This window comes from Cupriavidus taiwanensis (assembly GCF_900249755.1).
GTDB classification, from domain to species: Bacteria; Pseudomonadota; Gammaproteobacteria; order Burkholderiales; family Burkholderiaceae; genus Cupriavidus; species Cupriavidus taiwanensis_D.
This window is the reverse complement of record NZ_LT976854.1, coordinates 1,791,859-1,817,511: the sequence shown is the minus strand read 5'-3', so window position 1 is coordinate 1,817,511 and position 25,653 is coordinate 1,791,859. Positions and strand designations below refer to the sequence as shown.

At 70.5% G+C, this 25,653-nt stretch carries 18 protein-coding genes; 10 read left to right on the top strand and 8 right to left on the bottom strand.

From position 1 onward, the window contains the following. Positions 1-2: 2 nt before the first annotated feature. Positions 3-368, bottom strand: a complete 366-nt coding sequence (locus tag CBM2594_RS23725) for a helix-turn-helix domain-containing protein (RefSeq protein WP_116359752.1) — start codon at positions 366-368, stop codon at positions 3-5. A gap of 195 nt (positions 369-563) precedes the next feature. Next, positions 564-797, bottom strand: a complete 234-nt coding sequence (locus CBM2594_RS23720; RefSeq protein ID WP_232346728.1) for an IclR family transcriptional regulator — start codon at positions 795-797, stop codon at positions 564-566. 416 nt (positions 798-1,213) lie between these two features. On the opposite strand from CBM2594_RS23720, the gene CBM2594_RS23715 reads away from it, so the two are divergent. Both CBM2594_RS23715 and CBM2594_RS23710 read left to right on the top strand, forming a co-directional pair. Then, complete coding sequence (locus CBM2594_RS23715) at positions 1,214-1,963, top strand: helix-turn-helix domain-containing protein (RefSeq protein ID WP_116359228.1); 750 nt, start codon at positions 1,214-1,216, stop codon at positions 1,961-1,963. Positions 1,964-2,173: 210 nt separating this feature from the next. Further along, positions 2,174-3,427 carry a GGDEF domain-containing protein gene (locus tag CBM2594_RS23710; protein WP_116359227.1) on the top strand — a complete coding sequence of 418 codons (1,254 nt, stop codon included), beginning with the start codon at positions 2,174-2,176 and terminating at the stop codon, positions 3,425-3,427. Positions 3,428-3,461: 34 nt separating this feature from the next. Here CBM2594_RS23710 and CBM2594_RS23705 read toward each other — a convergent pair whose 3' ends face one another. Both CBM2594_RS23705 and CBM2594_RS23700 read right to left on the bottom strand, forming a co-directional pair. Then, positions 3,462-4,337: a citryl-CoA lyase gene (locus CBM2594_RS23705; RefSeq protein WP_116359226.1), complete on the bottom strand. Its 876-nt coding sequence runs from the start codon at positions 4,335-4,337 to the stop codon at positions 3,462-3,464. Continuing rightward, complete coding sequence (locus CBM2594_RS23700; RefSeq protein ID WP_116359225.1) at positions 4,334-5,533, bottom strand: CaiB/BaiF CoA transferase family protein; 1,200 nt, start codon at positions 5,531-5,533, stop codon at positions 4,334-4,336. The genes CBM2594_RS23705 and CBM2594_RS23700 overlap by 4 nt, the downstream gene beginning before the upstream one ends. A 204-nt stretch (positions 5,534-5,737) precedes the next feature. Here CBM2594_RS23700 and CBM2594_RS23695 point away from each other — a divergent pair, with 204 nt between their 5' ends. Next, positions 5,738-6,994: an Hsp70 family protein gene (locus CBM2594_RS23695; protein ID WP_116359751.1), complete on the top strand. Its 1,257-nt coding sequence runs from the start codon at positions 5,738-5,740 to the stop codon at positions 6,992-6,994. A gap of 500 nt (positions 6,995-7,494) precedes the next feature. On the opposite strand, the gene CBM2594_RS23690 is transcribed toward CBM2594_RS23695, so the two are convergent. The 4 genes from CBM2594_RS23690 to CBM2594_RS23675 form a co-directional block, all read right to left on the bottom strand. Next, positions 7,495-8,178 carry a phosphorylase gene (locus CBM2594_RS23690; protein WP_232346775.1) on the bottom strand — a complete coding sequence of 228 codons (684 nt, stop codon included), beginning with the start codon at positions 8,176-8,178 and terminating at the stop codon, positions 7,495-7,497. Beyond that, on the bottom strand, positions 8,175-10,208 hold the full coding sequence (gene shc, locus CBM2594_RS23685) for a squalene--hopene cyclase (RefSeq protein WP_116359223.1): 2,034 nt from the start codon (positions 10,206-10,208) through the stop codon (positions 8,175-8,177). The genes CBM2594_RS23690 and shc overlap by 4 nt, the downstream gene beginning before the upstream one ends. 60 nt (positions 10,209-10,268) lie before the next feature. After that, positions 10,269-11,138 (bottom strand): presqualene diphosphate synthase HpnD, encoded by an 870-nt coding sequence (gene hpnD / locus CBM2594_RS23680; protein WP_116359222.1) that lies wholly within the window; start codon positions 11,136-11,138, stop codon positions 10,269-10,271. A gap of 225 nt (positions 11,139-11,363) precedes the next feature. Further along, entirely contained in the window at positions 11,364-11,567 is a 204-nt protein-coding gene (locus CBM2594_RS23675) for a cold-shock protein (RefSeq protein ID WP_012356773.1), read from the bottom strand. 968 nt (positions 11,568-12,535) lie between these two features. Here CBM2594_RS23675 and CBM2594_RS23670 point away from each other — a divergent pair. The 7 genes from CBM2594_RS23670 to pelG all read left to right on the top strand — a co-directional run bounded on the left by CBM2594_RS23670 (position 12,536) and on the right by pelG (position 25,540). Continuing rightward, positions 12,536-15,445, top strand: coding sequence for an endo alpha-1,4 polygalactosaminidase (locus tag CBM2594_RS23670; RefSeq protein ID WP_116359221.1), 2,910 nt, complete (start codon positions 12,536-12,538; stop codon positions 15,443-15,445). Then, positions 15,408-19,487 (top strand): tetratricopeptide repeat protein, encoded by a 4,080-nt coding sequence (locus tag CBM2594_RS23665; RefSeq protein ID WP_116359220.1) that lies wholly within the window; start codon positions 15,408-15,410, stop codon positions 19,485-19,487. The genes CBM2594_RS23670 and CBM2594_RS23665 overlap by 38 nt, the downstream gene beginning before the upstream one ends. A 55-nt stretch (positions 19,488-19,542) precedes the next feature. Further along, complete coding sequence (locus tag CBM2594_RS23660) at positions 19,543-20,118, top strand: penicillin-binding protein activator LpoB (protein ID WP_174079837.1); 576 nt, start codon at positions 19,543-19,545, stop codon at positions 20,116-20,118. Positions 20,119-20,183: 65 nt separating this feature from the next. Further along, positions 20,184-21,614: a PelD GGDEF domain-containing protein gene (locus tag CBM2594_RS23655; RefSeq protein ID WP_116359219.1), complete on the top strand. Its 1,431-nt coding sequence runs from the start codon at positions 20,184-20,186 to the stop codon at positions 21,612-21,614. Beyond that, positions 21,607-22,593 (top strand): tetratricopeptide repeat protein, encoded by a 987-nt coding sequence (locus CBM2594_RS23650; protein WP_116359218.1) that lies wholly within the window; start codon positions 21,607-21,609, stop codon positions 22,591-22,593. Before CBM2594_RS23655 ends, CBM2594_RS23650 begins: the two co-directional genes overlap by 8 nt. Further along, positions 22,590-24,167, top strand: coding sequence for a GT4 family glycosyltransferase PelF (gene pelF, locus CBM2594_RS23645; protein WP_116359217.1), 1,578 nt, complete (start codon positions 22,590-22,592; stop codon positions 24,165-24,167). Before CBM2594_RS23650 ends, pelF begins: the two co-directional genes overlap by 4 nt. A 2-nt stretch (positions 24,168-24,169) precedes the next feature. After that, positions 24,170-25,540, top strand: a complete 1,371-nt coding sequence (gene pelG, locus CBM2594_RS23640; RefSeq protein ID WP_116359216.1) for an exopolysaccharide Pel transporter PelG — start codon at positions 24,170-24,172, stop codon at positions 25,538-25,540. Positions 25,541-25,653: the final 113 nt, after the last annotated feature.

Sequence of the window (25,653 nt, the reverse complement as noted above, 5' to 3'; positions counted from 1 at the left end):
GCCTACATGGTGGCCTGCCGCACCCAGAACGCCGCGCCGACGCGCACCGCGCAGCGCTCCCGCTTCAGCTCGGCCTCGATTCCCCGCCGCGCGCGGGTGCTGGCCTGCACCTGCTCCCAGATCTCCAGCATGGCGCGGACCTTGGGCAAGGCATTGAAGCCGGCGGCCGTCGGCTGCCAGGCCGCGCTGCACGGCTCGAACAGCGCCATGCCGAGCGCGGCCTCGAGCTGGCGGATCTGGTAATGGAGCCGTTGCGGCTGGATGCCTAGCGCCTGCGCGGCGCGGCTGGCGTCGCGATGCTGCATCAGCGCGACAAAAACACGCAAGGAAAGAAAAGAGACGCGCCGGTTGATGAATCGGTAAGCCATGCCCATGTCATGGCCGGGGGGCGGTTTCGCGCTCGCGCGCTGATACGGGTCCCCGGCGGATCGAAGTGGATCGATCGTAGCGGGGCGGCGCGGGGCTGGTGGGCAGCCGGATTCAGAAATGCAGCGCGGAATCTTCCGGCGAGGTCCGCGGCAGATGCGCGGCACCTGCGCGGCACCTGCGCGGCAAGTACGCAGTCAGTGCATCGGCAACTGGCCGATCGCGGTCAGCGCCAGCACCACGTCCGGCGACAGGCGGCGTTCGCCGCACGGCACGCCGGCGGATTCCAGCGTGGTCCACAGGTCTGCGTCGCCGGTGACGATGCGTTGCCGCAGCTGGGCCAGGTATGCATATTCCGCGGACGTCAGCGGCCGCGGCGTGCTGCGCAGGTCGTCCAGGATGGCACCAAGCGAGAGTGCGGGAACGGTCATACCAAGGTCGGGGATAGCACGGGGATGAGACATTGCGGCGGAAACAGCAGGATGGCGCGGAGTTGAGCAACGCATGATTCTATCCATCCGGTGCAGCCGCCGCTGAACCGAAAGCCGCGTGGATTTGCCTGCTGATTCCGCTTGCAAAGCCAGGAGTGGCGAATAGGCTAAGCGCCCGGTGCGCGATATGTCGCATATGTTGATCCAGGGGGCGGACAAGGCGCATGCGCGCGGGCGCGTAGGTGCCCGTGACTGGCGCGCGGGTGTTGCAGAAAAACGCCACCGGGCACGCGCGCATACGGCAAAGTCCGGAACGGGTCGGCCGCCAGGCGCGCGCATTGACAAGCCCCGGAGCGTTCTATACGGTGGCGCATCGTTTTGACCCAAGGCCGTTCCAGCCTTATTCGCCGCCCGCCATGCCACGCAAAGCCGCACAGGTTTCCGAAGCCGACAAGCACGCCGCCGCCGGCGGCGCCATCGCCGTGGACCGGGCGCTGTTCGTGCTGTCGGTGTTCCGCCTGGGCGATGGCGCGCTGGCGCTGGTCGAACTGGCGCAGCGCAGCGGCCTGTACAAAAGCACGCTGCTGCGGCTGCTGGCATCGCTCGAGCACGCCGGGCTGGTGCAGCGCCATGCCGACGGTCGCTACGGGCTGGGGCCGGAGGTGGCGCGGCTGCATGCGGTCTATGCGGCGTCATTCTCGCTGGAAGCAGTGGTGATGCCGGCGCTGCGCGAACTGGTCAACGCCACGCGCGAGAGCGCGGCCTTCCATGTCGAACAGGGCGAGCACCGGCTGTGCCTGTACCGCGTCGATTCGCCCCAGCCGGTGCGCGACCACGTGCGCGCGGGCGAACTGCTGCCGCGCGACCGCGGCGCCGGCGCGCGCGTGCTGCGCGCCTTCGCCGGCGAGCCCGGCGCACTCTATGACCAGATCCGGCAAGACGGCGTGGCCGCGCTGGTCGGCGACCGCAGCCCGGATCTTGCCGGGGTGTCCGCGCCGGTGTTCGGCCCGGGCGGCGTACTGGCCGGCGCGCTCACGCTGACTTGCCCGGCGGCCCGCTACCGCGACGGTTTCCGCGCCGATGTGCTGCAGGCGGCGCGCTCGCTGACGCGCGCGCTGGGCGGCACGGCGCCGTCCGGCACGCCGGTTTCGACCGCCGCGGACTGACGCCAGGCCACGGCCGGGTGAAGCCCGCCCGACCCGGCTTGCAGGGGGTGCCAACCCGGCGCCGGAGCGGGCTATCATGCGGCTGGCATGAGAAACCGCGCACGTCACATCTTGTGGAACCAGCGCGTCCGTGCCTCGCGTCGCGCCCCGTCGCCCAATGCCCGCCGATCGATATTGACGGCAGGCGGAAGGCATCCTTGAGGAAATCCCTTGCACCTGGACCAGCAGACCATTGCGGTGGTGATGATGGTGTTTTTCTGCAGCACGCTGATCATTGCAGCGGGGCTGGTGTTCGCGCTGCGCGCGAGCACGGCGGGGCGGCTGTGGGCCTTCGGCCATGTGCTGGTGTCGGCCGCGGGCCTGGCGCTGGCGGTCAGCGCGGCCAGCGGCACCGGCCAGCTCGGCACGCTGGGCGCGTTCGCCTTCGTCGCCGGCTGGCTGCTGATCTACCGCGGCGTGCGGCTCTACTACGGCGTGCCGGCGCATCCGGGCGCGCTGGTTGGCGCGGGCGCGATCGTGCTGGGGCTGATGGCGGCGTCCAGCGGCCTGCCGGAAGGGCCGCAGCTGGTGCTGCGCATCGTCTACGGCGTGCTGGCGCTGGTGTCGCTGGCCACCTTTGCCACGCTGGCGCGCGCCGGGCGCGGGCGCCGCAGCATCGGTGCGCCGCTGGTGCTGGTGGCGAGCCTGGTGCAGCTGGCCACGCAGCTGGCCGGCTTCAGCCATGCCATGAGCCTGCCACCCGGCAGCGCAGCCGCCGGGGCCGCCGCCGCGCCGCTGACCCTGTTCTTCGCCGGTCCGGCCGGTTCGGCCTGGGTGCTGGCGCCGCTGATCGCCACGCTGCTGGGGCTGTTCGGCTTCACCGTGATGGCGATGGAGCAGATCGTCGCGCACAACGAGAGCGGCGCCCGCATCGACGCCCTGACCGGGCTGCTCAACCGCGGCGCGCTGGAGATGTCGGCGCTGTCGCTGGTGGCGCGCTGGCAGCGCGACGGCCAGCCGCTGTCGTGCCTGGTGATCGATATCGACTACTTCAAGCAGGTCAACGACAGCTGCGGCCACCACGCCGGCGATGCGGTGCTGCGCGAAGTGGCGCAGGCGCTGGACAACTCGCGCCGCGCCTCGGACGTGGCCGGCCGCTACGGCGGCGAAGAATTCTGCGTGCTGTGCCCGCACACCGACGAGCAGCAGGCGTCGGCGCTGGCCAACCGGGTGCTGCGCAAGGTGCGCGCCATCCCCTTGCCCGCCGGGCGCGGCCATGCCAGCGTCAGCATCGGCGTGGCGCAGCTGCGCGGCGGCGCGGGCGGCAGGGAGGCGCTGTGGCGGACCCTGTTTGCCGATGCCGACCGCGCGCTCTACCACGCCAAGGCGCATGGGCGTGACCGCTATGTGCTGGCGTCGTCGATGGCCGTGTCCGAGGCCGGCGCGGCGGCGCTGCTGGAGCCGGAACCGGACCTGGCCGGCTGAGCTGGCGATCCGGCCTCGCCGCGGCCCCTGCAGCTTATGCTCGCGTGCCCGGCTCCGGCACGTCGCGCGGCGGCGCGCCGTCATAGGTCCACAGGAACTGGCGCGGCATCGGGCCCTTGTTGCGCCCGCCCTCGCACTGCTGCTCCCATGCGTGCGCGAGGATGCCGACCGAGCGCGACAGGCAGAACAGCCCGCGCGCCAGCGGCGCGGCAAAGCCCAGCTCGGCGTAGATCACCGCGGTGGCGCCATCGATGTTCATCGGCACGGGCTTGCCGCGCCCGGCGCCAAGCGCCGCTTCCACCGCGCGTGCGATGACCGCGTAGCGGCCGCTCACCACGCCAGCGTCCGCGGCCTGCGCGACCAGCGCCAGCAGCCGCGGCGCGCGCGGATCGACCGGATGGAAACGGTGGCCGAAGCCGGCAACGTACTTGCCGTGCAGGTCGCGGTAGTGCCGCAGCGCATCGTCGACCGCAACCGCCATCGCGCTGCCGGCGTCGAGCCGCTGCGCCACGTCCTGGTACAGCGCCACCGCCTGCTCGCCCGCGCCGCCATGCACGTCGCCCAGCACGTTGACGGCCGACGCCATCGCGTTGTTCAGCCCCACGCCGCAGGTGGCCGCCATGCGCGCGATGGCAATGCTGGGTGCCTGCGGGCCGTGGTCGACCGCGGCCATCAGCGCCGCGTCCAGCAGTTCGCCCTGGCCCGGGCCGGGCAGCTCGCCGCGCAGCATCAGCCAGATCATCTGCGCAAACGAGACCCGGCCGATCAGCTGCTCGATCGGATAGCCGCGGTAGCGGATCTCGCCCGGGCGCATGTCGATGATGCCGGTGCGCCACCAGTCCTGCGACTGGCGCTGGCCGGCGTCGATGCCGTCGCGCCCGTTCGGGCTGCTGTTTTCACTTTCGCTCATATCGCACCCTGCTGGCTCAGTTGCTCGATATCGGCCTCGCTGTAGCCCAGGCCCTCAAGTACCTGGCGCGTATGCTGCCCTAGTTGCGGCGGCGGCGTGTCGACCGCCGGCGCCTCGCGGTTGAGCTTGAAGCCGGTGCGCACCACGCGGATGTCGCGGCCCACGCCGGGGGCGTCGGCAAATTCGCCGATCATGCCGCGCCCGCTCACCTGCGGATGGGCCAGCGTCTGCGGCACGTCCAGCACCGGCCCGGCCGGCACGCCGGCCGCGGTCAGCTGCGGCCACCACTCGGCGGCCGGCTTGCGTGCCAGTTCGGCTTCCAGCGCGTGCGTCAGCGCGGCCCGGTTGGCCAGCCGCGCCTGGCGCTGGGCGAAGCGGGCATCTCCAGCCAGGTCCGGCCGGCCCACCACGCGGCACAGCGCTTCGAACTGCTCCTGCTTGTTGGCGGCGATATTGAGCAGGCCGTCGGCGGTGCGGAAGGTGCCGGACGGGCTCGCGGTCATGTTCTCGTTGCCCATCGGCGTGGGCGCGCGGCCCGCGATCAGGTGGTTGGACACGGCCCAGCCCATCGTGGCCAGCGTCGCTTCCAGCATCGACACGTCGATGAAATAGCCCTCGGTGCGCCCGCTATCGGCCAGCGCCGCCGACACCGCCAGCGCCGCGGTCAGGCCGCCGATGGTGTCGGACACCGGGTAGCCGACCCGCAGCGGCGCGCTGTGCGCGTCGCCGGTGATCTGCATCACGCCGGCCATGCCCTGGATGATCTGGTCATAGGCGGGCAGCCCGGCGAGCGGCCCGTCCTGGCCGAAGCCCGAGATCGCGCAGTAGATCAGCCGCGGGTTGTCCTGCTTCAGCGCCTCGTAGCCAAGCCCGAGACGGTCCATCACGCCAGGCCGGAAGTTCTCGACCACCACGTCGGCGCCGCGCACCAGCTTGCGGAACACTTCCTTGCCGCGCGCGTGCTTCAGGTTGACGGTGACCGACTGCTTGCCCGGGTTCTGGGCGAGGAACGACACGCCCATCAGGCGCTGGTTCAGGTCTGCGTCCGCGCCGAGTTGGCGGGCCAGGTCGCCGGTGCCCGGGGTTTCGACCTTGATGACTTCGGCGCCGAGGTGGGCCAGCTGGTGGCAGCAGAACGGCCCGGCCAGCACATTGGTGAGGTCGAGCACGCGGATATGGCGCAGGGGTTTTTGCATGGCGGGAGGCTGACCGTTGTTGTTGTATGTTCTGTACAACGGAACAACAGTCTTTAACAAAGAACATGCGGAGCATAGGAGCGCGCTGCCTGCGTGTCAAGGCAGTGACAGCCGGCACGGACCCCGTCGCTGCCCTACAATAGCGCCCCCGCCCGCGGCCGGCTTGCGCCGCGCGGACCACTTTGCTCGCAGGGAATGGAATCGATGATGTCAAACGCATGCGGCCTGGACTTCGGCACGTCCAACTCGACGGTCGGCTGGAGCCGCCCGGGACATGCAGCCGCGCTGCTGCCGCTGGAGGATGGCAAGGCGACGCTGCCGTCGGTGATCTTCTTCCATGCCGAGGATCCGCTGGTCAGCTACGGCCGCGCCGCGCTGGGCGACTACCTTGCGGGCTACGAGGGCCGGCTGATGCGTTCGCTCAAGAGCCTGCTGGGCACCTCGATGATGGACGACAGCACCGAGGTGATGGGCCAGGCCATGCCGTTCCGCAAGCTGCTCGCGCATTTCATCGGCGAGCTGAAGACGCGCGCCGAACACGCCGCCGGCACCGCGTTCTCGCGCGCGGTGCTGGGGCGGCCGGTGTTCTTTGTCGACGAAGACCCGGTGGCCGACCAGCTGGCCGAAGACACGCTGGCCGGGATCGCGCGCGACGCGGGGTTCAGCGAGATCGCGTTCCAGTATGAGCCGATCGCGGCGGCGTTCGACTACGAGGCCGGCATCACGCGCGAGGAACTGGTGCTGGTGGCCGATATCGGCGGCGGCACCTCGGACTTCTCGCTGGTGCGGCTGTCGCCCGAGCGCGCCGCGCGCAGCGACCGTCGCGACGACATCCTCGCCAACGGCGGCGTGCATATCGGCGGCACTGACTTCGACCGCGCGCTCAGCCTGGCGCGCGCGATGCCGCTGCTGGGCCTGGGCAGCGCGCTGCGCAACGGCAAGGCGATGCCGTCGAGCCAGTATTTCGACCTGGCCAGCTGGCACACCATCAACCTGCTCTACACGCGCAAGGCGTGGTCGCTGGTGATGGACAACTATCGCGACGCCGCCGACACGGTCAAGCTAGACCGCCTGGTGCGGCTGATCCGCGAGCGCGCCGGGCACTGGCTGGCGATCCAGGTCGAAGCCGCCAAGATTGCGCTGTCGGACGCGGGCAGCACTGACGTGGACCTGCACCGGCTGGAACAAGGGCTGACGCTCACCATCACGCGCGACGAGTTCGATGCCTCGATCGACAAGCTGGTGACGCGGACCGAGCAGACCGTGCACAAGCTGCTGGCCGACGCCGGCGTGCCGGGTGCGGCGGTCGATACCATCTTCTTCACCGGCGGCTCCAGCAGCGTGCCGCTATTGCGCCAGCGGCTGGCAGCATTGCTGCCCGAGGCGCGCTGCGTGGAAGGCGACCGCTTCGGCAGCATCGGCAGCGGGCTGGCGCTGGATGCGGTGAGGAAGTTTGGGTGAGGGGCGTGCGCGCGGACGTGTAGGCCGCAGCGGGTTTGCTGCCCTCTCCCGCAAGCGGGAGAGGGAGTACCCAAGCGGGATTTGAACAGCCTGTGGCGCTTACCCATGCCGCTGGTTTGCTCCCCTCTCCCGCTTGCGGGAGAGGGGCCGGGGGTGAGGGCCCGGCGTTCGGCAAGCACGAGGCGCCCGCACTGCGTGGCAGCTCTGGCCCTCACCCCAGCCCTCTCCCGCAAGCGGGAGAGGGAGTACCCAAGCGGAATTTGCAAAGCCTGTGGCGCTTCGCCATGCCGCTGGTTTGCTCCCCTCTCCCGCTTGCGGGAGAGGGGCCCGGGGGTGAGGGCCCGGCGTTCGGCAAGCACGAGGCGCCTGCACTGCGTGGCAGCTCTGGCCCTCACCCCAGCCCTCTCCCGCAAGCGGGAGAGGGAGTACCCAGGCGGAATTTGAACAGCCTGTGGCGCTTCGCCATGCTGCTGGTTTGCCCGCATCAGTCGGTTCCAACGTCAGCTTGCTTCGAGCGCATCTCGCAACCCAAACACATCGCCCAGCGCCAGCCTTGCCGCCCGCAGCGCCCCGCGCGCGGCCGCGGCATCGCTGGCCACGCGCAGCAGCGCCGGCAAGTCCCCCGGCGCGCGCAGCAGCCCGAGCAACACCGCGCCCACATCGGTCTTGCCCTGTTCGCCCATGCCCGCCGCCGCGGCGGCCGGCACCGCTCGCGCGGCGGGATCGATGACCACGCGGCAAGCCGCGAACGGCAGCCGGCAGGCCGCTGCCATGCGCGCGGCCAGATGCGATTCCATATCGACGCACAGCGCCCCCGTGCCCCGGTGCAGCGCTGCCTTGGCAGCCACCGAGAGAACCGGCTGGTCCGCGCCGGCCGCGGTGCCGATGCGCGCGTGCGGCAGCGCCGCGTGCATGGCGCGGGTCCAGGTCATGTCGGTGTCGTAGTGCTCGCCAGGCGCGCCGACCGCATCCGCCAGCACCACATCGCCCGGCGCCAGCGTCGGGTCCAGCCCGCCCGCCACGCCGAAGCTGAGTATGCCCATGCACTGCCGGCTGGCCATCGCGGAGACCTCCTGCTCCAGCGCCACGCCGCGCAAGCCGTGCACCACGCGGCAATGCGGCCCGGCGGCGATGCGTGCCTCGAATGCCATGCCGGTAACGACCAGCACGAACGGTGCCGTCACAGTCCCCACGACACCTGGCCGCCCTGGCCGCGCTGCAGGTTGCGGTAGCGCGCCAGCGCCCACAACGGGAAGTAGCGTGCGTAGCCGTGATAGCGCAGGTAGAACACGCGCGGGAAGCCCACCGCGGTAAAGCGCGGCTCGTGCCACAGGCCGCCGGGCTGCTGCGTGCGCAGCAGGTAGTCGATGCCGCGCGCCACCGCCGGATGCTGCGCGGCGCCTGCCGCCATCAGCGCCAGCAGCGCCCACGCGGTCTGCGAGGCCACGCTCGGCGCCGGCTCGTAGCCGCGGTAGTCGAGCCGGTAGCTGCTGCCGTCCTCGCCCCAGCCGCCGTCGGCGTTCTGGATCCGCGCCAGCCACGCCACCGCGCGCCGCAGCTCGGGCGCTTCGGGCGGCAGGCCGGCGGCGTTCAGCGCGCACAGCGCGCTCCAGGTGCCATAGATATAGTTGGTGCCCCAGCGGCCGAACCAGCTGCCGTCGGGCATCTGCTCGGCCAGCAGGTAGCGCAGCGCGCGCGCGGCGGGTTCGCTTTTGCCGGGCGGGGCGCCGGTCTGGCACAGCATCGACAGGCAGCGCGCCGACACATCCGCGGTGGGCGGGTCCAGCAGCGCGCCGTGGTCGGCGAAGGGGATGTTGTTCAGGTACAGGTGCGTGTTCTCGGGCTCGAATGCGCCCCAGCCGCCGTTGCCGCTCTGCATGCCGACGATCCACTCGGTGGCGCGCGCCACCGCTTCGCCGTAGCGCCCCGGCGCATCGTGCGCGCGCATGAAGCGGTCCATCGCGGCGGCCACCACCGCGGTGTCGTCGACGTCGGGATAATAGGCGTTGGCGTACTGGAAGGCCCAGCCGCCGGGGCGCACCAGCGGGCGGCGCACCGCCCAGTCGCCGCGCAGGTCGAGCACCTGCAGCGGTTTCAGCCAGTCCAGCGCGCGCCCGGCAGCCTGCACCGCGCGCGCTTCGCCGGTTTCCAGCAGGGCGTGCGCGGCCAGCGCGGTATCCCATACCGGCGACAGGCAGGGCTGGCAATAGGCCTCGTCGCCGTGCTCGACCAGCAGGCGCTCGACCGAACGCCGCGCCACCGCGCGCGCCGGATCGTCGGGCAGCACGCCCAGCACGTCGAACATCATCACGCTGTTGGCCATGGCGGGGAAGATCGCGCCCAGGCCGTCCTCGCCGTTGAGGCGTTCGCGCACGAAGTCCTGCGCCGCGGCAATCGCGCGCCGGCGCAGCGCGCGCGGGAACAGCGGCTCGGCCACGCGCAGCAGCGCGTCCAGGCCGCGGAACACCGTGTACCAGCCGGCGTGCTGGTGGGGCGCGCGCGGCGGCAGCCGCACCGTGTGGCAGTTGCCGACGAACAGTTCCTGGATGCCGACGCCGCGCGGGTTGCGCGCCTGCGGCCGCAGGCTGTTGAGCACCAGCAGCGGCACGATCACCGTGCGCGCCCAGTACGAGACCTTGGACAGGTGGAACGGGAACCAGCGCGGCAGCAGCATGATCTCGACCGGCATCATCGGCACCGCCGTCCACGGCAGCGCGCCGTACAGCGCCAGCAGCGTGCGTGTGAACACATTGCTGGCCTCGGCGCCGCCCAGGGCGTGGATGGCCTGGCGCGCGCGCTGCATCGGCGCGGACTGCGGATCGTCGCCCGCCATCTTCAGCGCGAAATACGCCTTCACGCTGGCGCTGATGTCGGAGCGGCCCTCATGGAACAGCGGCCAGCCGCCGTCCGGGTTCTGGATGCGGCGCAGGTAGCGGGCAATGCGCGCTTCCAGGTCCAGGTCGGGCTGCTCGCCCAGGTAGTGCACCATCAGCACGTATTCGGCGGGGATGGTGGCGTCGGCTTCGAGTTCGTAGACCCAGTGCCCGTCGGAGCGCTGCTGGTGCAGCAGCGCGTCGAGCGCGCGGCCGATGCCGTGGTCCAGCGCGTGCGCCGGCGCGCGCGCTGCCGGCGGCTCGTGCGCGGCGGCCGGCTGCCGCGGCGCCGGATCCAGCTGCGGCGCGGCGTTGGCAAAGGCGGTCTCGTTCATCGACATGCAGCCTCCTTGTGCCGGTCCACGGCGTGGCCGGGCCCGGCGTGCATCGGCTTGCCGCGCTCAGCCAATGGCGTGGCGCAGCACGATCCAGAGCAATTGCGCGCGCGGCAGGCGCACGCGGCGGCGCGGCGCGCGCCATCCCTGCGCGCACAGCCGCGCCAGGATGCGGTGGTAGACCTCGGCCATGATGCGCGGCGAACGCACCTGGCGTGCCGGGCAGCGCGCCATGACGGCCCAGGCCTGCTCGTAGTGCGCCTGGGCCTCGCGCGCCACCGCCGCGCACGCCTGTCCCAGCGCGGGGTGCGCGGCCACGGCCGCGGGCGTGGCGATGGCAATGCCGGCCGCGGCGAGCGCCTCGGCCGGCAGGTAGAGCCGGCCGATGGAGGCGTCCTCGTCGATATCGCGCAGGATATTGGTCAGTTGCAGCGCGCGGCCCAGGTGGTGCGCCAGTGCGACGCCGCAATCCGCCTCCAGCCCGAACACCCGCACCGCCAGGCGGCCGACCGCGCTGGCAACGCGGTCGCAGTACAGGTCGAGGGTGGCGGCGTCGGGCGCGCGGATATCCTGCACCACGTCCATGGTCATGCCGTCGATCACGGCAAGGAAGTCAGCCTGCTGCAGGTCGAAGGCGCGGATCTGGGCGCACAGCGGCTGCAGCGGCGCGGGCGGGTTGCCGGCGTAGCAGGCGCCGATATCGCGGCGCCAGGCATCGAGCGCGGCCAGGCGCTCGGCGTGCGGCGCGCTGCCATCGGCGATATCGTCGACGGCGCGGCAGAACGCGTAGATCTCGAACATGGCCTGGCGCTGTGCCGCGGGCAGGATGCGCAGGGCGGCATGGAAGGAGCTGCCGGCCGAAGCGGCGGGCCCCGCCCGGCTGCCGGCGGCAGTGGCGGCAGGGCTGTCTGAAGCTGCGATCTGAGTACCAGCCACGTAACTCCTCGACACGCTGCTTACCGTCCCGCGCCGGCCGCGCGGCGTCGGCGCGCACCCGAGCGGGAGGTGGTTGTGGGTCGGGCGATTATAGCAATTTCCCCCGCAACGACAGGGGCGCAGCCGTGCTCCAGCACGGCTCGCCAAAAACAAAAAGCCCCGCAACGACGCTGCGGGGCTTTCGTGCCGGCCGGTCCGTCGGACCGGCCCGGGACCACACCGGTATCAGAGGGCCTGGATCTTGGTGGCTTGCTCGCCCTTCTGGCCCATGGCCTTGACGTAGCGCACCTTCTGGCCTTCCTTCAACGACTTGAAGCCCGAGCCTTCGATGGCGGAGAAGTGTGCGAACAGGTCATTGCCGCCTTCGTCCGGCGTGATGAAGCCGAAGCCCTTGGCGTCGTTGAACCACTTAACGGTACCGGTTTCCATATCTATCTCAACCTTGAATTTCAAAATGAGCGAAAACGCTCGTTATACACCGTGTGCAACGCACCCGCGGATCCCTTTATGTTCCCGCCGGTGCATTCCATATGACTTCGATATGTCGCTGTCGTGACAACCGAAACCGTCACGGAACGACAACACCAAATGACACACCGAATGAACGCTGCACAAGTGGGAATCATTCTGCCGAATTTTCCCGGTGTGTCAATCAGGCTAAGCGCCTAATCATGATGAGAGGTTCCGACAGGAGATATTAGCGTTTTCTACTTCGGCGCCGGTTCAGTGAATTCCCTGATTTTTTATTGTCGCGTTTGCCTGTGCGTGCACTGCGGCCGGGCATCGCGCCATGTTGTCGTGCATAATGGCTGCCGCCCGGTGCAGGGCCGTGCCATCTTTTTTACAAATTTTTACGGCACCGTCTCCTACCGCGTTCGGGTGAGGCCAGTCGACGCGGATATAACATTATGCGAATAAAACCGAATACCCAGGACGGCGGTCAGGTTGTGCACGCCTATACATGAGTCAATCGCCTGCATGCGCGTCCATACATAACCGAATGAACGCAAACGCTGCGGGCCGGCGGCAAACCATGCTGTACGAATTCCGGTAACGGACAGTGCCGCGCCGGGGTACGGGTATCCGGATCTTCCACCGTCCGGTTGCCACCGCCGGCGGCGCGCAACCGCCGGACCCGCCTGGGCAGCCGTTAACGCACAAGCCTGCCCAATGTCTCCTTTTCGGAACAATTGTTGACAATGGGGCCCCGGTGCCTGCTCTAGCATGCGGTTGCCGGATAACATCGGACATTTCCGAATTGACGGCCAGAACCAGACGCCAGGCGGTCACGATCCGCCTCGAAAATGTCGGGCGCCGTGCATTTTGTGCGCGCAAATAAAGAGGGAAGCACGCTTGTGAATCGACTGGGGGAAGCGCAGGGAAGCCGGGGCGGCCATATGCCGTGCCGGCCGGGGTGGGTCGCGTGGCTGGGGCGCCTGGCGCAGCGTGCAGCGCTGGCGCTCGCCCTCGGCGGGGCGGCAGCCGCCGCGGCACAGCCGGCGCCGGCCCCGGCCCCGGCCATGCCCTCGATCGCCCTGCACTATGGCGCCAGGCCGCCGGTCGATGCGCTGCAGGCCTTCGATATCGCCGTGGTCGAACCCGACAGCGGCTTCGATCCGCGCGAGGCCGCCACCCCCTCAACCGCCTGGTTCGCCTACGTCAGCGTGGGCGAGGTGCTGGACAGCCGCCCGTACTTCAAGGACATCCCCAAGAACTGGTTCGTCGGCCGCAACGACGCCTGGAACGCGCCGGTTATCGACCAGGCCGCCGACGGCTGGCCCGCCTTCTATGTCGACAAGGTGATCGCGCCGCTGTGGGCGCGGGGCTTCCGCGGCTTTTTCCTCGATACGCTGGACTCGTACCAGCTCGCCGTCCGGACCGACGCCGAGCGCGCGCGGCAGGAAGCCGGCCTGGTGCGCGTGGTGCGCGCGATCAAGGCGCGCTACCCCGACGCCCGGCTGATCTTCAACCGCGGCTTCGAGATCCTGCCGCAGGTGCATGGGCTGGCGTATGCCGTCGCCTTCGAGTCGCTGTTCCGCGGCTGGAACCAGGCCCAGGGCCGCTATGTCGAGGTGCCGCAGGCCGACCGCGACTGGCTGCTGGCGCAGGCGCGCACTATCCGCGAGCAATACCGCCTGCCGGTGGTGTCGATCGACTATTGCCCGCCGGCGGACCGCCGCTGCGCGCGCGAGACTGCGCGGCGCATCCGCGCGCTGGGCATTACGCCATACGTGGCCGATCCGGGGCTGCAGACGGTCGGCATCGGCAAGGTCGAGGTACTGCCGCGGCGCGTGCTGGTAGTGCAGGAGCGCCGCCCCGGCGTGTCGATCGACGATTCCCCGGGCGTGCGCTTTGTCTCGATGCCGCTCAACTACCTGGGCTACCGCGTCGAGTTTGCCGAGACCAGCGAGGAACTGCCGGAGATCGGGCCGGACCGCTACGCCGGCGTGGTGGTGTACCTGTCCGGCAAGGTCACGGCGCAGCCGGGCCGCTTCCACACCTGGGTGCAGGCGCGCATGGCGCAGGGCACGCCGGTGGTGTTCCTGAACGACTTCGGCGCCGATGTCAGCGGCGCGGTGGCGCGCGGTTTTGGCCTGAAGGCGGTCAAGGGCCGCGTGTCGGGTCCCGTCGAAGTGGTGGCCAGGGACCGGATGATGGGGTTCGAGATGCCGGTGGCGCCCGACCGCACCGAGGCCGTGGCGGTCCAGGTGCCTGACGGCGACGGGTTCCGCTCGCTGCTGCGCCTGCGCTCCGGCACGCTGACCTATGATGCCGCCGCGATCACGCCATGGGGCGGCTATGTGCTGGGGCCGTATGCGGTGCGCCAGAGCGGCATCGGCAACACCCAGAGCCGCTGGGTGGTGCAGCCGCTGGACTTCCTGCGCGAGGCGCTGCGCCTGCCCGCGATGCCGGTGCCCGATGTCACCACCGAGAACGGCCGGCGCCTGCTGACCATCCATATCGACGGCGACGGCTTTGCCTCGCGCGCCGAGATTCCCGGCGGCGGCTTCTCCGGCGAAGTGCTGCTGCGCGAGATCTTCGACCGCTACCGGCTGCCGATGACCATGTCCGTGATCCAGGGCGAGGTCAGCCGCGACGGCATGTACCCGAAGCTGAGCGCCGAACTGGAGCCGATCGCGCGCAAGATCTTTGCCCAGCCCTATGTCGAGGTGGCCAGCCATACGTTCTCGCACCCGTTCGAATGGGCGCGCACGGTGCCGGCGCAGCAGGGGAAACAGGGGCAGGGCGGCAACGCCGCGGTGACCGAGGGCGACGAGGCCTTCCACCTCGATATCCCCGGCTACAAGATGGACCTGAACCGCGAGATCGGCGGCTCCATCGACTACATCAACCGCACCCTGGCGCCCGCCGGCAAGCCCGTCGGCCTGCTGCTGTGGTCGGGCGACTGCCAGCCGCCGGCCGAGGCGCTGCGCCTGACCGACAAGGCGCGCGTGCTCAACATGAACGGCGGCGACACGCTGATCACGCGCAGCAACCCCAGCTGGACCGCGATCGCGCCGCTGGGCATCAACAAGCCGGGCGGCACCTTCCAGGTGTTCGCGCCCAACCAGAACGAGAACGTCTACACCAACCTGTGGCACGGGCCGTTCTACGGCTTCGAGCGCGTGATCGAGACCTTCGAGCTGACCGACCGGCCGTATCGCTTCAAGCCCGTGAACATCTACTACCACAGCTACTCGGGCACCAAGGCCGCGTCGCTGAAGGCGCTGCGCAAGGTCTATGACTACGTGCTGGCGCAGCCGCTGCTGCCGCTGCATGCGACCGACTACGTGCGCAAGGTGCTCGACTGGCAGGAGATGGCGGTGGCGCGCGAAGTGGGCGATGGCAGCGCCGACAGCGGCGGCACGCAATGGATCGTGCGCGGCGACGGCAACCTGCGCAACCTGCGCTGGAGCGGCGCGGGCGTTCCAGACGTTGCCGCCGCGCAGGGCGTGACCGGGACCTCGCCCGCGCCCGGCGGCGGTGTCTACCTGCACCTGGACGGCGGCGCCGCGCGCTTCGCCATGCGCGACGCCGCGGCACCGGCGGCGCCGGCCATGCCGCAACTGGCCGAGGCCAGCGGCATCGTGCGCGACTGGTCGCAGCGCGACGGCGTCACCCGCTTTGCCTTCAGTGGCTACTACAAGCCGTTCTTCCGTCTGGCCAACGCCGGCCACTGCCGCGTCAGCGTCGATGGCAAGGCCATGCCGGCCGTGCGCGAGCGCAATACGCTGCGCGTGGATACCGCACCCGTGACCGACCCCAATCATGTCAGGCAACAAGTCGAAGTCCGCTGCGCCGGCTGAGCGCGAGCGGCTGCTGCCGCCGACGCTGGTGCTGACCTTTACCGCGATCGTGGGCATCGGCCTGGCGCTGATGTTCCCGCGCGAGACGCTGCGCGAGCGGCTGCTCGGGCATGGCCGCACCATCGACGGGCTGACCATGGCCTACCTGGAAGCCTGGTGGCGGGTCACGCCCGACGATCCCGCCTTCATGGGCGTGCTGGCCGAGCAGTACGCGCGCACCGGCCGCCTGGAAGAGGCACAGGCCATGCTGGAGCGGATGCAGGCGGTGCAGGGCACCGACCTGTCGGGCCAGGTGCTGCGCACGCGCATCGAGATCGCGCAGCAGCGCGCCTGGGCCGCGCTGCCGGAAACGGCCGAACGTGAACAGAACCTGGTGCAGCTGCGCAGCCTGCTGGACCAGGCCGCCGGCCGCCGCTGGAGCCTGGCGGACCTGCAGGCGCTGGCGACGCAGGCACGCCAGGCCGGCGCGCAGCAGGCCATGCGCAGGTTCTACACCGCGCTGGCCGCGCAGGACCGCAATAACGCGGCGTTCTGGAACCGCCAGCTGGCAGAGATGGCGATTGCCGGCGGCGACTACCGCGACGCCGCCAACGCGCTGTTCGCGCAGCAGGCCGCCGCGACCACGCTGGCCGAGCGGCGCGCGCTGTTCCTGAAGGCGGTGCAGACGCTGCAGTCGGGCAACCTGCTGGACGAGGCGCTGGCGCAGGCCGAGCGCCACGGCGGCAAGCTGCTCGACGACCCCGAGGTGCTGCGCTACCTGACCCGGCTGGCGCTGGCGGCCAACAAGCCGGAGCAGGCCAGCCGCTATGTCGAGCGGCTGCTGAAGGTGTCGGCGCGGCTGCGCGACACCGGCCATGCGGGGCAGGCGGCGCTGGCCTCCTACCAGGCCGAGGCACGGCGCATCGCCGCCAGCCAGCCGTGGGGCGGCCACGGCGTGGTGTTTCTCGACGGGCCGCGCGGCCTGGCACTGCGCGAGGCGCTGGCCGCTGCCGGGCAGCTGGGCGTGCGCAAGATCGCGGCGCAGGAGGGCGCGCCCGCGCAGCGCGACGAGGCGAAGTTCAATGCCGAGGACTACGAGCTGGCCTATCGCGTGTTCCTGGCCGCGGGCAAGCTCGACCAGGCCCAGCGCGTGGCCGAGACCGCGGTGCGCCGGCTGCCGGCAGAGCCGGTCTGGCGCGAGCGGCTGGCGCAGGTGGCGGAATGGAACCGCCAGCCGGCCGTGGCGCTGAAGAGCTGGCTCGACTATGCCCGCGCCACCAACGACGAGCGCGCCTGGGATGCGGTGATGCGGCTTGCGCCGGGGCTGTCCGACGATCGCGCCTACCTGGCCGCGCTGCGCCACCGCGCGGGCGGCTCGGACCTGCAGACGGTGGACCAGGTGGTGGCCGCCTACGAACGCCTGGGCGAGCCGGAAGAGGCCATGCGCTTCCTGGAAGGCCTGAGCCACGGCCCCAGGGCGCGCGACATCATGGAGCGCCACGCCGCGCTGGCCGAGCGCGCCGGCAAGGACGAACGCGCCTTCCAGCTCTATACCCAGCTGCAGCAGCGCTTCGGCCCGCGCCCGGCCTATGCGCTCAAGCTGGCCAACCTGCTTTATGTGCGCGGCCGGCTGGCGCCGGCGCTGGACGCGATGCTGCCCGCGCGCGCCGCCGCGGGCCCGCGCGACCTGCTGTTCTGGCGCACGTTTACCGAGCTGGCCCGGCTCAACCAGCGCGACGACCTGCTCCAGGACGGCTACCGCCACCTGATGGTGGCGGCGGCGCAGACCCGCGACGAGCACTGCCTGCAACTGCCCGCGGGCCCGGCGCGCAACGATTGCATGGACGAGGTCCGCGACACGCAGGAAGCCGACTTCTCCAACCTGATCGCCTACTACGACAAGACGCCCATCGACGCCGGCCGCATCGCCGAGGCCGACTGGCGCCGCGGCGGCAACCCGGCTTCGCTGGAACTGGCGCTGTACTACTACACGCGCGCCCATGCCTACCGCCGCATCGAGGGCCTGCTGCAGGACATGAGCGCCGGGCAGCGCCGCGCGGCGTGGCAGTCGAGCCGCTTCCTGATGCGGCGCGCCGAGTATTACCGCGTGACCGGCCAGCGCGAGCAGGCCCTGGCCGATTTGCGTCACGCCGCCGGTCTGCCGGATGCCGACAGCGAAACGCTGGCGGCGCTGCTGTGGACGCTGGTCGACCAGGGCACCGATACCGAGGTGCGCGCGGTGATGCGCCGCGTGCAGGACCAGGCCGAAGACAATCCCGACCTGTGGGGCGCTTTCGCCGCCGGCCATATGCGCTTCCAGGACGGGCGCGCGGCGCTGCATTACCTGCGCAAGCTCAATGACGGCAAGAGCGCTGATCCGTTGTGGCTGAGCTTGCTGGCCGACGCCTATGAAGCCATCGGCCAGACCGACATGGCCTGGCGCGTGCGCCGCCAGGCCTGGGTCGACCTGCATCGCGGCTGGGCCCTGCGCGGCGCGGGCGCTGACCGCATGCGCCCGGACCACACCGACGGCGACGAGGAGCAGGAGAACGCCTCGGGCGCGCCGTCGCGCGCGGACCTGCGCCGCCAGACCGTGGCGCTGGGCCAGATCTTCGCCTCGGGCGACGTCTCGCGCGCGCTGGTGATCCAGATGCTGCGCGCCGACCGCGCCTCCACGGCGGCGCGCGAACTGGGGCCGCCAGGCGTGGGCGCGAGGTCGCAGCTGGGCGAGATCGAGGGTCTGCCGCCGCTGCGCGAGCCGGTCCCCGCCGAAGTCGTGCGCAATGCGGCGCGGCGCGAGGCGGCGCTGTCGGCCGCCGGCCGCGATACCGCGCTGGCGTGGGCGCTGTCGGCGGAATCCAGCGAGCTGGCGCGCGCGTGGCTGGCGCGCCAGTACGCCAGCCGGCTGCAGCGCCCCGCGTATGCCGAGGTGGCGATCGCGCTGGACCGGCAGGACCTGAACGGCCTGGACCGCATCCTGGAGCGCCAGGCCGGCCGCGTGCCGGTGGCAAGCCAGATCGAGGCCAACCAGCGGCTGGACCGCCTTGGCGCGGCGCAGACGCTGGCCTTCGAGACCCAGGAGCGCGCGCGCTCCGATGACGCGCTGCAGGAAACGCTGCGCGAGACGCTGCTCTTCAACGCCCAGGCGATCGAGCCGCGCGTGCGCTTCATGCACCAGAAGCCGCTGGAGTTCACCGAAGGCAGCCTGGCCGGCGGCGTGCGGCTGTGGGACGGCTACGACCTGAACCTGCGCGGCAGCTGGCGCGACCAGCGCAGCACCGACCCGCAGCAACTGGTGAACGTGCCGTCGTCGGACCGCAGCGCTGACTTGTCGCTGGGCTACCGCGACAACCACCGGCGCTGGCGCGCCAGCGCGGGCTACCGCGAGGGCCTCGACACCATGGCCACGGCGCGCTTCTTCGGCGAGTGGAACCAGCAGGGACGGCTGCAGTTCAGCACGCTGGCCGGGCTCAACCAGCCGGCCGACGAGTCCGCGCCGCTGCGCGTGGGCGGCGCCAAGGACGTGCTCGGACTGGGGGCGACGTGGCGCTTCAGCCTGCGCGAGTTCGTCGGCGCGCGCATCGAGTACAGCCGCTTCCGCGGCCAGGACCGCAGCACGCTCGGCCACGGCATGGTCTATGACGTCGAGGCCGGCTACAAGATCCGCACCGCGTATCCGGACTACACCGTGCGCGTGGTCGCCACCCATGCCAGCTACAGCACGCAGGGCAGCAGCCTGACGCCGCGGCTGGCCTCGCTGGTGCCGGCCGGCGACGCCGCGACGCCGGCGTTCTACATGCCGCAGGGCTTCACGCAGGCCGGCGTGCTGTTCGGCTTCGGCACCGAGCTGCTGGACGAATACACCCGCAAGTGGCGGCCGTTCGGCGAGGTGGGGCTGCTGCACGACACCCGCGCGCGGCAGAACTTCCGCGTGCAGGGCGGCGTGGCGGGGTCGGTGCTCGGCAACGACCACCTGGCGCTCTACGTCTCGCATGAGACCGCGGCGCGCAACGGCGGGCGGCCGATGACGGAACTGGGATTGCGCTACCGCTGGCTGTACTGAGCGGTGGCGGGGCAGGCATCAACAAGACATGGCAATACGGAAAAAGGGGATCAACATGAACAAGCAAGCAGCGGGCACGGCAGGCAAGACGGGCAGGACGGTGGCGAAGCGGCTGGCGGCATGGTGCGGCGCGCTGGGCGCGGCGCTGTGGCTGGCGGGCTGCGCGGTGACGGACGTGGGGCGCGCGCCGGCGCTGGCGCGCGGCGAGACCATCGCGGTGCTGCCGATCGTCAACTACACCGAGACGCCGCAGGCCGGACTGCGCGCCGAAGCGATTGCGGAAAGCCTGCTCAAGAGCGGCGGCGTGGCCAGCCTGAAGCGCTATCCCGCCGCGCTAAACCCCGAGACCCTGTTCGAGCCGGCCGAGCGCGAGGCGGTGGGCAAGGCGCTGGAATGGGCGCGCGCCGAGAAGGCGCGCTATGCGCTGACCGGCGCGGTGCAGGAATGGCGCTACAAGGTGGGTGTGGATGGCGAGCCGGCGGTCGGCATCTCGCTGCAGCTGCTCGACGTGAACAGCGGCGAAGTGGTCTGGTCCGCCACCGGCAGCGACAGCGGCTGGAGCCGCGCCTCGCTGTCGGGCACCGCGCAGAAGCTGCTGCGCCGGCTGCTGGCGCCGCTGATGCAGGGCTGAGGCGGCATGGCGATGCGCAGCACGACGCCGCGCCAGCGCGGCGATGGATGGGTTGAAGCAAGGGGATGAGCGTGGCCAAGACGGCTGACAACACCTATCGCGCGCGGCAGGGGCAGGGCATCGGCCTGGGCGGGCGCTATGCGCGCCTGCTCGCGCCCGCGGTCACCGGGCCCGCCGCCGTGGTGGAACTGGTAGTGGCAATGCTGGCCGCGCTGGGGCTGGCCTGGCTGGTGCTGCCGCAGAACCCGCTGCTGCTGGGCATGGGCTTTCCGTGGGCCTGGCTGCTGCCGGTGATCCTGGCGCTGCGCTACGGCACGCTGATCGGCGTGGGCGGCGTGCTGATGCTGCTGGGCGCCTGGTACCTGTACCACCAGACCGGCGTCATGACCGGCCCGTTCCCGCGCCTGTTTTTCCTCGGCGGCCTGCTGCTGGTGCTGGTGGCCGGGCAGTTCGGCGATATCTGGGGCACGCGCCTGGCGCGCGCCCGCGCCGTCAACCGCTACCTGGACGAGCGCCTGGCGGCGCTGACCAAGAACCACTACCTGCTGCGCATTTCGCACGCGCGGCTGGAAAACGACCTGCTGGCGCGGCCCACCACGCTGCGCGACACCCTGTCGCAGCTGCGCGGCGTGGCACTGGAGGAAGCGGCGCGCGGCGGCCACGTGCTGGCCGGCGCGCAGCCGGTGCTGCAGGTGGTGGCGCAGGCCTGCGCGGCCGCGCTGTACGCCTGCGATGGCGAGCGTGTCGACGCCGAGCCCGCGGCCAGCATCGGCCCGGCCTTCACGCTCGATACCACCGATCCACTGGTGCGCCACTGCCTGGACACGCGCCAGCTGGCCCACCTGCGCGCCGACGGCCTGCAGCACGAGGCCCGCACGCGCTACGTCGCGGTGGCACCGGTGCTGGCGGGCTCCGACCACCTGATCGGCCTGCTGGTGGTGGAACGCATGCCGTTCCTGTCGCTCAGCTATGAAAACCTGCAGATGCTGATGGTGCTGCTCGGCTACTACGCCGACGGCGTCGAGCATGCCGGCGCCACACGCACCATCCAGGCCGCGCTGCCGGCATGCCCGTATCCGTTTGCGCTGGACTACGCGCGCCTGTCGCGGCTGCAGCGCGAGACCGGCATCGCCAGTTCGGTGGTGGCGCTGGTGTTCGACACCGATCCCGAGCGCGACGCGCTGTTCGAGCAGGTGGTGCGCAGCCGGCGCGCGCTGGACGTGGCCTGGCCGCTGGTCAACGCCCACCACCGCGCCATGCTGACGCTGATGCCGCTGTCCGATGCGCAGGCGGTGGCGGCCTACCTGGTGCGCATCGAAGACATGCTGCGCGCGCAGTTCGGCACCGACTTCACCAGCGCCGGCATCGGCGTCTACACACTGGCGGTGCCCGCCACCGGCGCCGAAGAGGCGCTGGTCAAGCTGCTGCGCCGCGCCCAGGTGGACGGATCGGTCGCGCCATCCAGGCCGGCGGCCGGGGAAGCGCCCCATGTTTAAGCTCGGCGCCGGCGGCCTCGCCGCCCAGATCGCCGCGCTGGCGCTGCTGGCGCGCGCCGGCAACAGCACCGCGCTGCTGCTGGCGTTCCTCGGCATGCAGGCGGTGGCCGCAGCGCTGACCGGGCTGGTGCTGTGGCGGCTGCTGCCGCGGCGCCTGCGCGTGCCGTTCGGGTGGAGCTATGGCTTCCTGGCGCTGTTCTGCTTTTTCGTGCCGCTCGGCGGCGCGCTGGTATGCGTGGGCAGCTACCTGCTGTCGAAGCTGTTCCCCCGGCGCATCGATACCAGCGGCATCGGCACCGTGGGCCTGCCCGAGTTCGTCACGCACCTGATGTCGCGCGTCACGCACGGCGGCGGCGCGCGGCTGCGGGCGCAGCTGGGCAATGCCCGCGCGCCGCTGCCCGAGCGCATGACCGCGCTGGTGGCGATGCAGTCGATGCCGGCGCGCACCGTCAGCCCGGTGCTGCGCGAGCTGCTGGCCGACAGTGCCGACGATATCCGGCTGCTGGCCTACGGCATGCTGGACGGCGCCGAAAAGCAGCTGACCCAGCAGATCCTGGCCGAGCTGCCGCGGCTGGAAAGCGCCTACAGCCCGGGCGAGCGCGCCGAAATCAGCAAGCGCCTGGCCGACTTGTACTGGGAACTGATCTACCAGAACCTGGTGCAAGGCGACGTCTACCGCTATACCGCCAGCCAGGTCGAGCGCTACGCCAGCGCGGCGCTGTCGCATGACGACAGCAATGCCTCGCTGTGGTACATGCGCGGGCGCCTGGCGCTGGCGCGCAACGCCCCGCGCGAGGCGCGCGCCTGGCTGCAGCGCGCCGAAGCGCTCGGCTTCGCGCGCGAGCGCGTGCTGCCGCACCTGGCCGAAGCCGCCTACCTGGAGCGCGACTACGCCGCGGTGCGCCAGCTGATGGCATCGTTTGACAGCCCTTCGCCGCTCCCGCTGGTGCGGCCCCTGCTGCGGTACTGGCAATCATGAGCGAGATCCTGTTGAAAGCGGCGTCGGCCGACGTCATGCTGCTGCTCGAAGGCACCTTCCCGTACGTGAGCGGCGGCGTATCGAGCTGGGTCAACCAGATGATCCGCGCGTTCCCGGAGCTGCGCTTCGGCATCGTCTTCATCGGTAGCCGGCGCGAGGACTATGGCGACATGGCCTACCAGCTGCCGGCCAACGTGGTGCACCTGGAAACGCACTACCTCTATGACTTCCCGCCGCCACCGCTGGTGCAGGGCCGCAGCGGCGATGCCAGGGCCTTCGATGCCTCTGACCGCCTGCACGACCTGCTGCGCGAACCCGGCCGCGAGGCCGAGGCCGGCGCCCTGATCCGCGAACTGATGCCGGCGCTGCGCGAAGGCGGCGCGCTGGGCGAGGACGCGTTCCTGTACAGCCGCCGTGCCTGGCAGACCATCACCGACCAGTACCGGCGCTTCTGCACCGACCCGTCGTTCACGGATTACTTCTGGACCGTGCGCATCATGCACAAGCCGCTGTGGCAGCTGGTGCGGATTGCCGACGGGCTGATCCCGGCACGCGTCTATCACACCGTTTCCACCGGCTATGCGGGCTTTCTCGGTGCGCTGCTGCGCCACCGCAACCAGCGCCCGCTGCTGGTGTCGGAGCATGGCATCTACACCAAGGAACGCAAGATCGACCTGTTCCAGAGCCAGTGGATCCGCGACAACCGCAATGTGTTCGAGCGCGACATCTCCCAGATCAGCTATTTCCGCGAGCTGTGGGTGCGCTTTTTCGAAACCCTGGGCCGGGTCTGCTACGACGCCGGCGACGACATCGTCGCGCTGTACGAGGGCAACCGCCGCCGCCAGGTGCAGGACGGCGCCCCGGAGGCGCGCACGCGCAGCATTCCCAACGGCATCGACCTGCCGCGCCTGGCACCGCTGCGCGACAAGCGCCAGCCCGGCGTGCCGCCGGTGCTGTGCCTGATCGGCCGGGTGGTGCCGATCAAGGACGTCAAGACCTTTATCCGCGCGATGCTGACGGTGGTGCGCGAATACCCCGATGCCGAAGGCTGGATTGCCGGCCCGGAGGACGAAGACCCGGAATACGCGCGCGAATGCCGCAGCCTGGCCGAGAGCCTGGGGCTGGGTCAGAAGGTGAAATTCCTGGGCTTCCAGCGCATCGACGCGCTGCTGCCGCAGGTGGGCGTGCTGGTGCTCAGCTCGATCAGCGAAGCGCTGCCGCTGGTGGTGCTGGAAGGCTTTGCCGCGGGCGTGCCGTGCGTGACCACCGACGTGGGCTCATGCCGCGAGCTGCTGTTCGGCCTGCCCGGCGACGATGCCGCACTGGGCCCGGCCGGCGAGGTGGTGCGCATTGCCGACCCCGCCGCGCTGGCCGCGGCCGCGCTCGGGCTGCTGCGCGACCCGGTGCGCTGGCAGGCGGCCCAGGCCGCCGGCGTGGCGCGCGTCGAGCGCTACTACACCCAGGAGCGCATGGTGGGCAGCTACCGCGAACTGTATCAACGGCTGATGGCGCAAGCCGACGGCGCCGGGCACGGCGGGCATCCCGCGCGCTGCCCGGTCCACGGAGGAGCCTGAGCATGGCTGGCATTGGATTCGAGCTGCGCAAGATGCTGCGGCGGGACAACCTGTCCGGCATGCTGAGCGCCTATGCGTATGCCGGCATCATCAGCTCGGGGCCGTGGATCCTGTCGATCGTCGGCATCCTGCTGATCGGCATGCTGAGCCTGCCGTTCGTGGTGCCGGGAACGCTGATCACGCAGTTCCAGGTCTCGGTGACCTACCTGATCGCGGGCAGCCTGATCCTGACCGGGCCGATGCAGCTCTCGTTCACGCGCTTTACCTCCGACCGGCTGTTCGAGAAGCGCGACCACCTGATCCTGAGCAACTACCACGCGGTGGCGCTGCTGGCGACGGTGCTGTCGGGCGGCATCGGCGTGGCGTGCGCGGTGTTCAGCTTCGGCGAGCAGTCGGTGCTGTACCGGCTGCTGATGGTGGCGGGCTTCGTGGTGCTGAGCAATATCTGGATCGCGGCGATCTTCCTGTCGAGCATGAAGCAGTACAAGGCGATCGTGTGGACCTTCCTGCTGGGCTACGCGGTCTCGGTGGCGGCCGCGCTGGGGCTGCGCGGCTACGGCATGGAAGGGCTGCTGGGCGGGTTCGCCGCGGGCCAGCTGTGCCTGCTGACCGGCATGGTGACGCTGATCTACCGCAACTACACCAGCCGCCAGTTCATCTCGTTCGAAGTGTTCGAGCGCCGCTATGCCTATCCCAGCCTGGTGGCGATCGGCCTGCTGTACAACCTGGGCATCTGGATCGACAAGTTCATGTTCTGGTACGCGCCGTCCACCGGCCAGCAGGTGATCGGGCCGCTGCACGCGTCGATCATCTATGACATCCCGGTGTTCCTCGCCTACCTCGCCATCATCCCCGGCATGGCGGTGTTCCTGGTGCGCATCGAGACCGATTTCGTCGAGTACTACGACGCCTTCTACGATGCGGTGCGCGGCGGCAGCTCGCTCGAGCATATCGAGGACATGCGCAACACCATGGTCCAGACCATCCGGCTGGGCCTGTACGAGATCGTCAAGGTGCAGGCCATCGCCGCGCTGCTGCTGTTCGCGGTGGGCGTGTGGGTGCTGCGGCTGCTGGGCATCTCCGAGCTGTACCTGCCGCTGCTGTACGTCGACGTGATCGGCGCCAGCCTGCAGGTGGTGCTGCTGGGCGTGCTCAACATCTACTTCTACCTGGACCGGCGCCGCGAGGTGCTGCTGCTGACCGCGCTGTTCGTGGTGCTGAACTTCGCGCTGACGCTGGTGACGCTGCAGCTGGGGCCGGCCTGGTACGGCTATGGCTTCGCGGTGTCGCTGCTGGTGGTGGTGGCGCTGGCGCTGGCCATGCTCGACCACAAGCTGGAGCGGCTGGAGTACGAGACCTACATGCTGCAGTAATGCTGCAATGAAGCCGAAGCAAGGACCGGCGGCACGCCGCCGCACCCCCCGTCAGGGCGTCTCGACGGAATGGGCCGCGATTGGGTAACATGGCGGCAGCCGGCGGGCTTCGG

What these genes read in the sequence shown, in the direction of transcription:
- CBM2594_RS23725 (WP_116359752.1), bottom strand. Translation starts at nt 368, where the DNA reads ATGGCTTACCGATTCATCAACCGGCGCGTCTCTTTTCTTTCCTTGCGT.
- CBM2594_RS23720 (WP_232346728.1), bottom strand. Translation starts at nt 797, where the DNA reads ATGACCGTTCCCGCACTCTCGCTTGGTGCCATCCTGGACGACCTGCGC.
- CBM2594_RS23715 (WP_116359228.1), top strand. Translation starts at nt 1,214, where the DNA reads ATGCCACGCAAAGCCGCACAGGTTTCCGAAGCCGACAAGCACGCCGCC.
- CBM2594_RS23705 (WP_116359226.1), bottom strand. Translation starts at nt 4,337, where the DNA reads ATGAGCGAAAGTGAAAACAGCAGCCCGAACGGGCGCGACGGCATCGAC.
- CBM2594_RS23700 (WP_116359225.1), bottom strand. Translation starts at nt 5,533, where the DNA reads ATGCAAAAACCCCTGCGCCATATCCGCGTGCTCGACCTCACCAATGTG.
- CBM2594_RS23695 (WP_116359751.1), top strand. Translation starts at nt 5,738, where the DNA reads ATGATGTCAAACGCATGCGGCCTGGACTTCGGCACGTCCAACTCGACG.
- shc (WP_116359223.1), bottom strand. Translation starts at nt 10,208, where the DNA reads ATGTCGATGAACGAGACCGCCTTTGCCAACGCCGCGCCGCAGCTGGAT.
- CBM2594_RS23675 (WP_012356773.1), bottom strand. Translation starts at nt 11,567, where the DNA reads ATGGAAACCGGTACCGTTAAGTGGTTCAACGACGCCAAGGGCTTCGGC.
- CBM2594_RS23670 (WP_116359221.1), top strand. Translation starts at nt 12,536, where the DNA reads ATGCCGTGCCGGCCGGGGTGGGTCGCGTGGCTGGGGCGCCTGGCGCAG.
- CBM2594_RS23665 (WP_116359220.1), top strand. Translation starts at nt 15,408, where the DNA reads ATGTCAGGCAACAAGTCGAAGTCCGCTGCGCCGGCTGAGCGCGAGCGG.
- CBM2594_RS23660 (WP_174079837.1), top strand. Translation starts at nt 19,543, where the DNA reads ATGAACAAGCAAGCAGCGGGCACGGCAGGCAAGACGGGCAGGACGGTG.
- CBM2594_RS23655 (WP_116359219.1), top strand. Translation starts at nt 20,184, where the DNA reads ATGAGCGTGGCCAAGACGGCTGACAACACCTATCGCGCGCGGCAGGGG.
- CBM2594_RS23650 (WP_116359218.1), top strand. Translation starts at nt 21,607, where the DNA reads ATGTTTAAGCTCGGCGCCGGCGGCCTCGCCGCCCAGATCGCCGCGCTG.
- pelF (WP_116359217.1), top strand. Translation starts at nt 22,590, where the DNA reads ATGAGCGAGATCCTGTTGAAAGCGGCGTCGGCCGACGTCATGCTGCTG.
- pelG (WP_116359216.1), top strand. Translation starts at nt 24,170, where the DNA reads ATGGCTGGCATTGGATTCGAGCTGCGCAAGATGCTGCGGCGGGACAAC.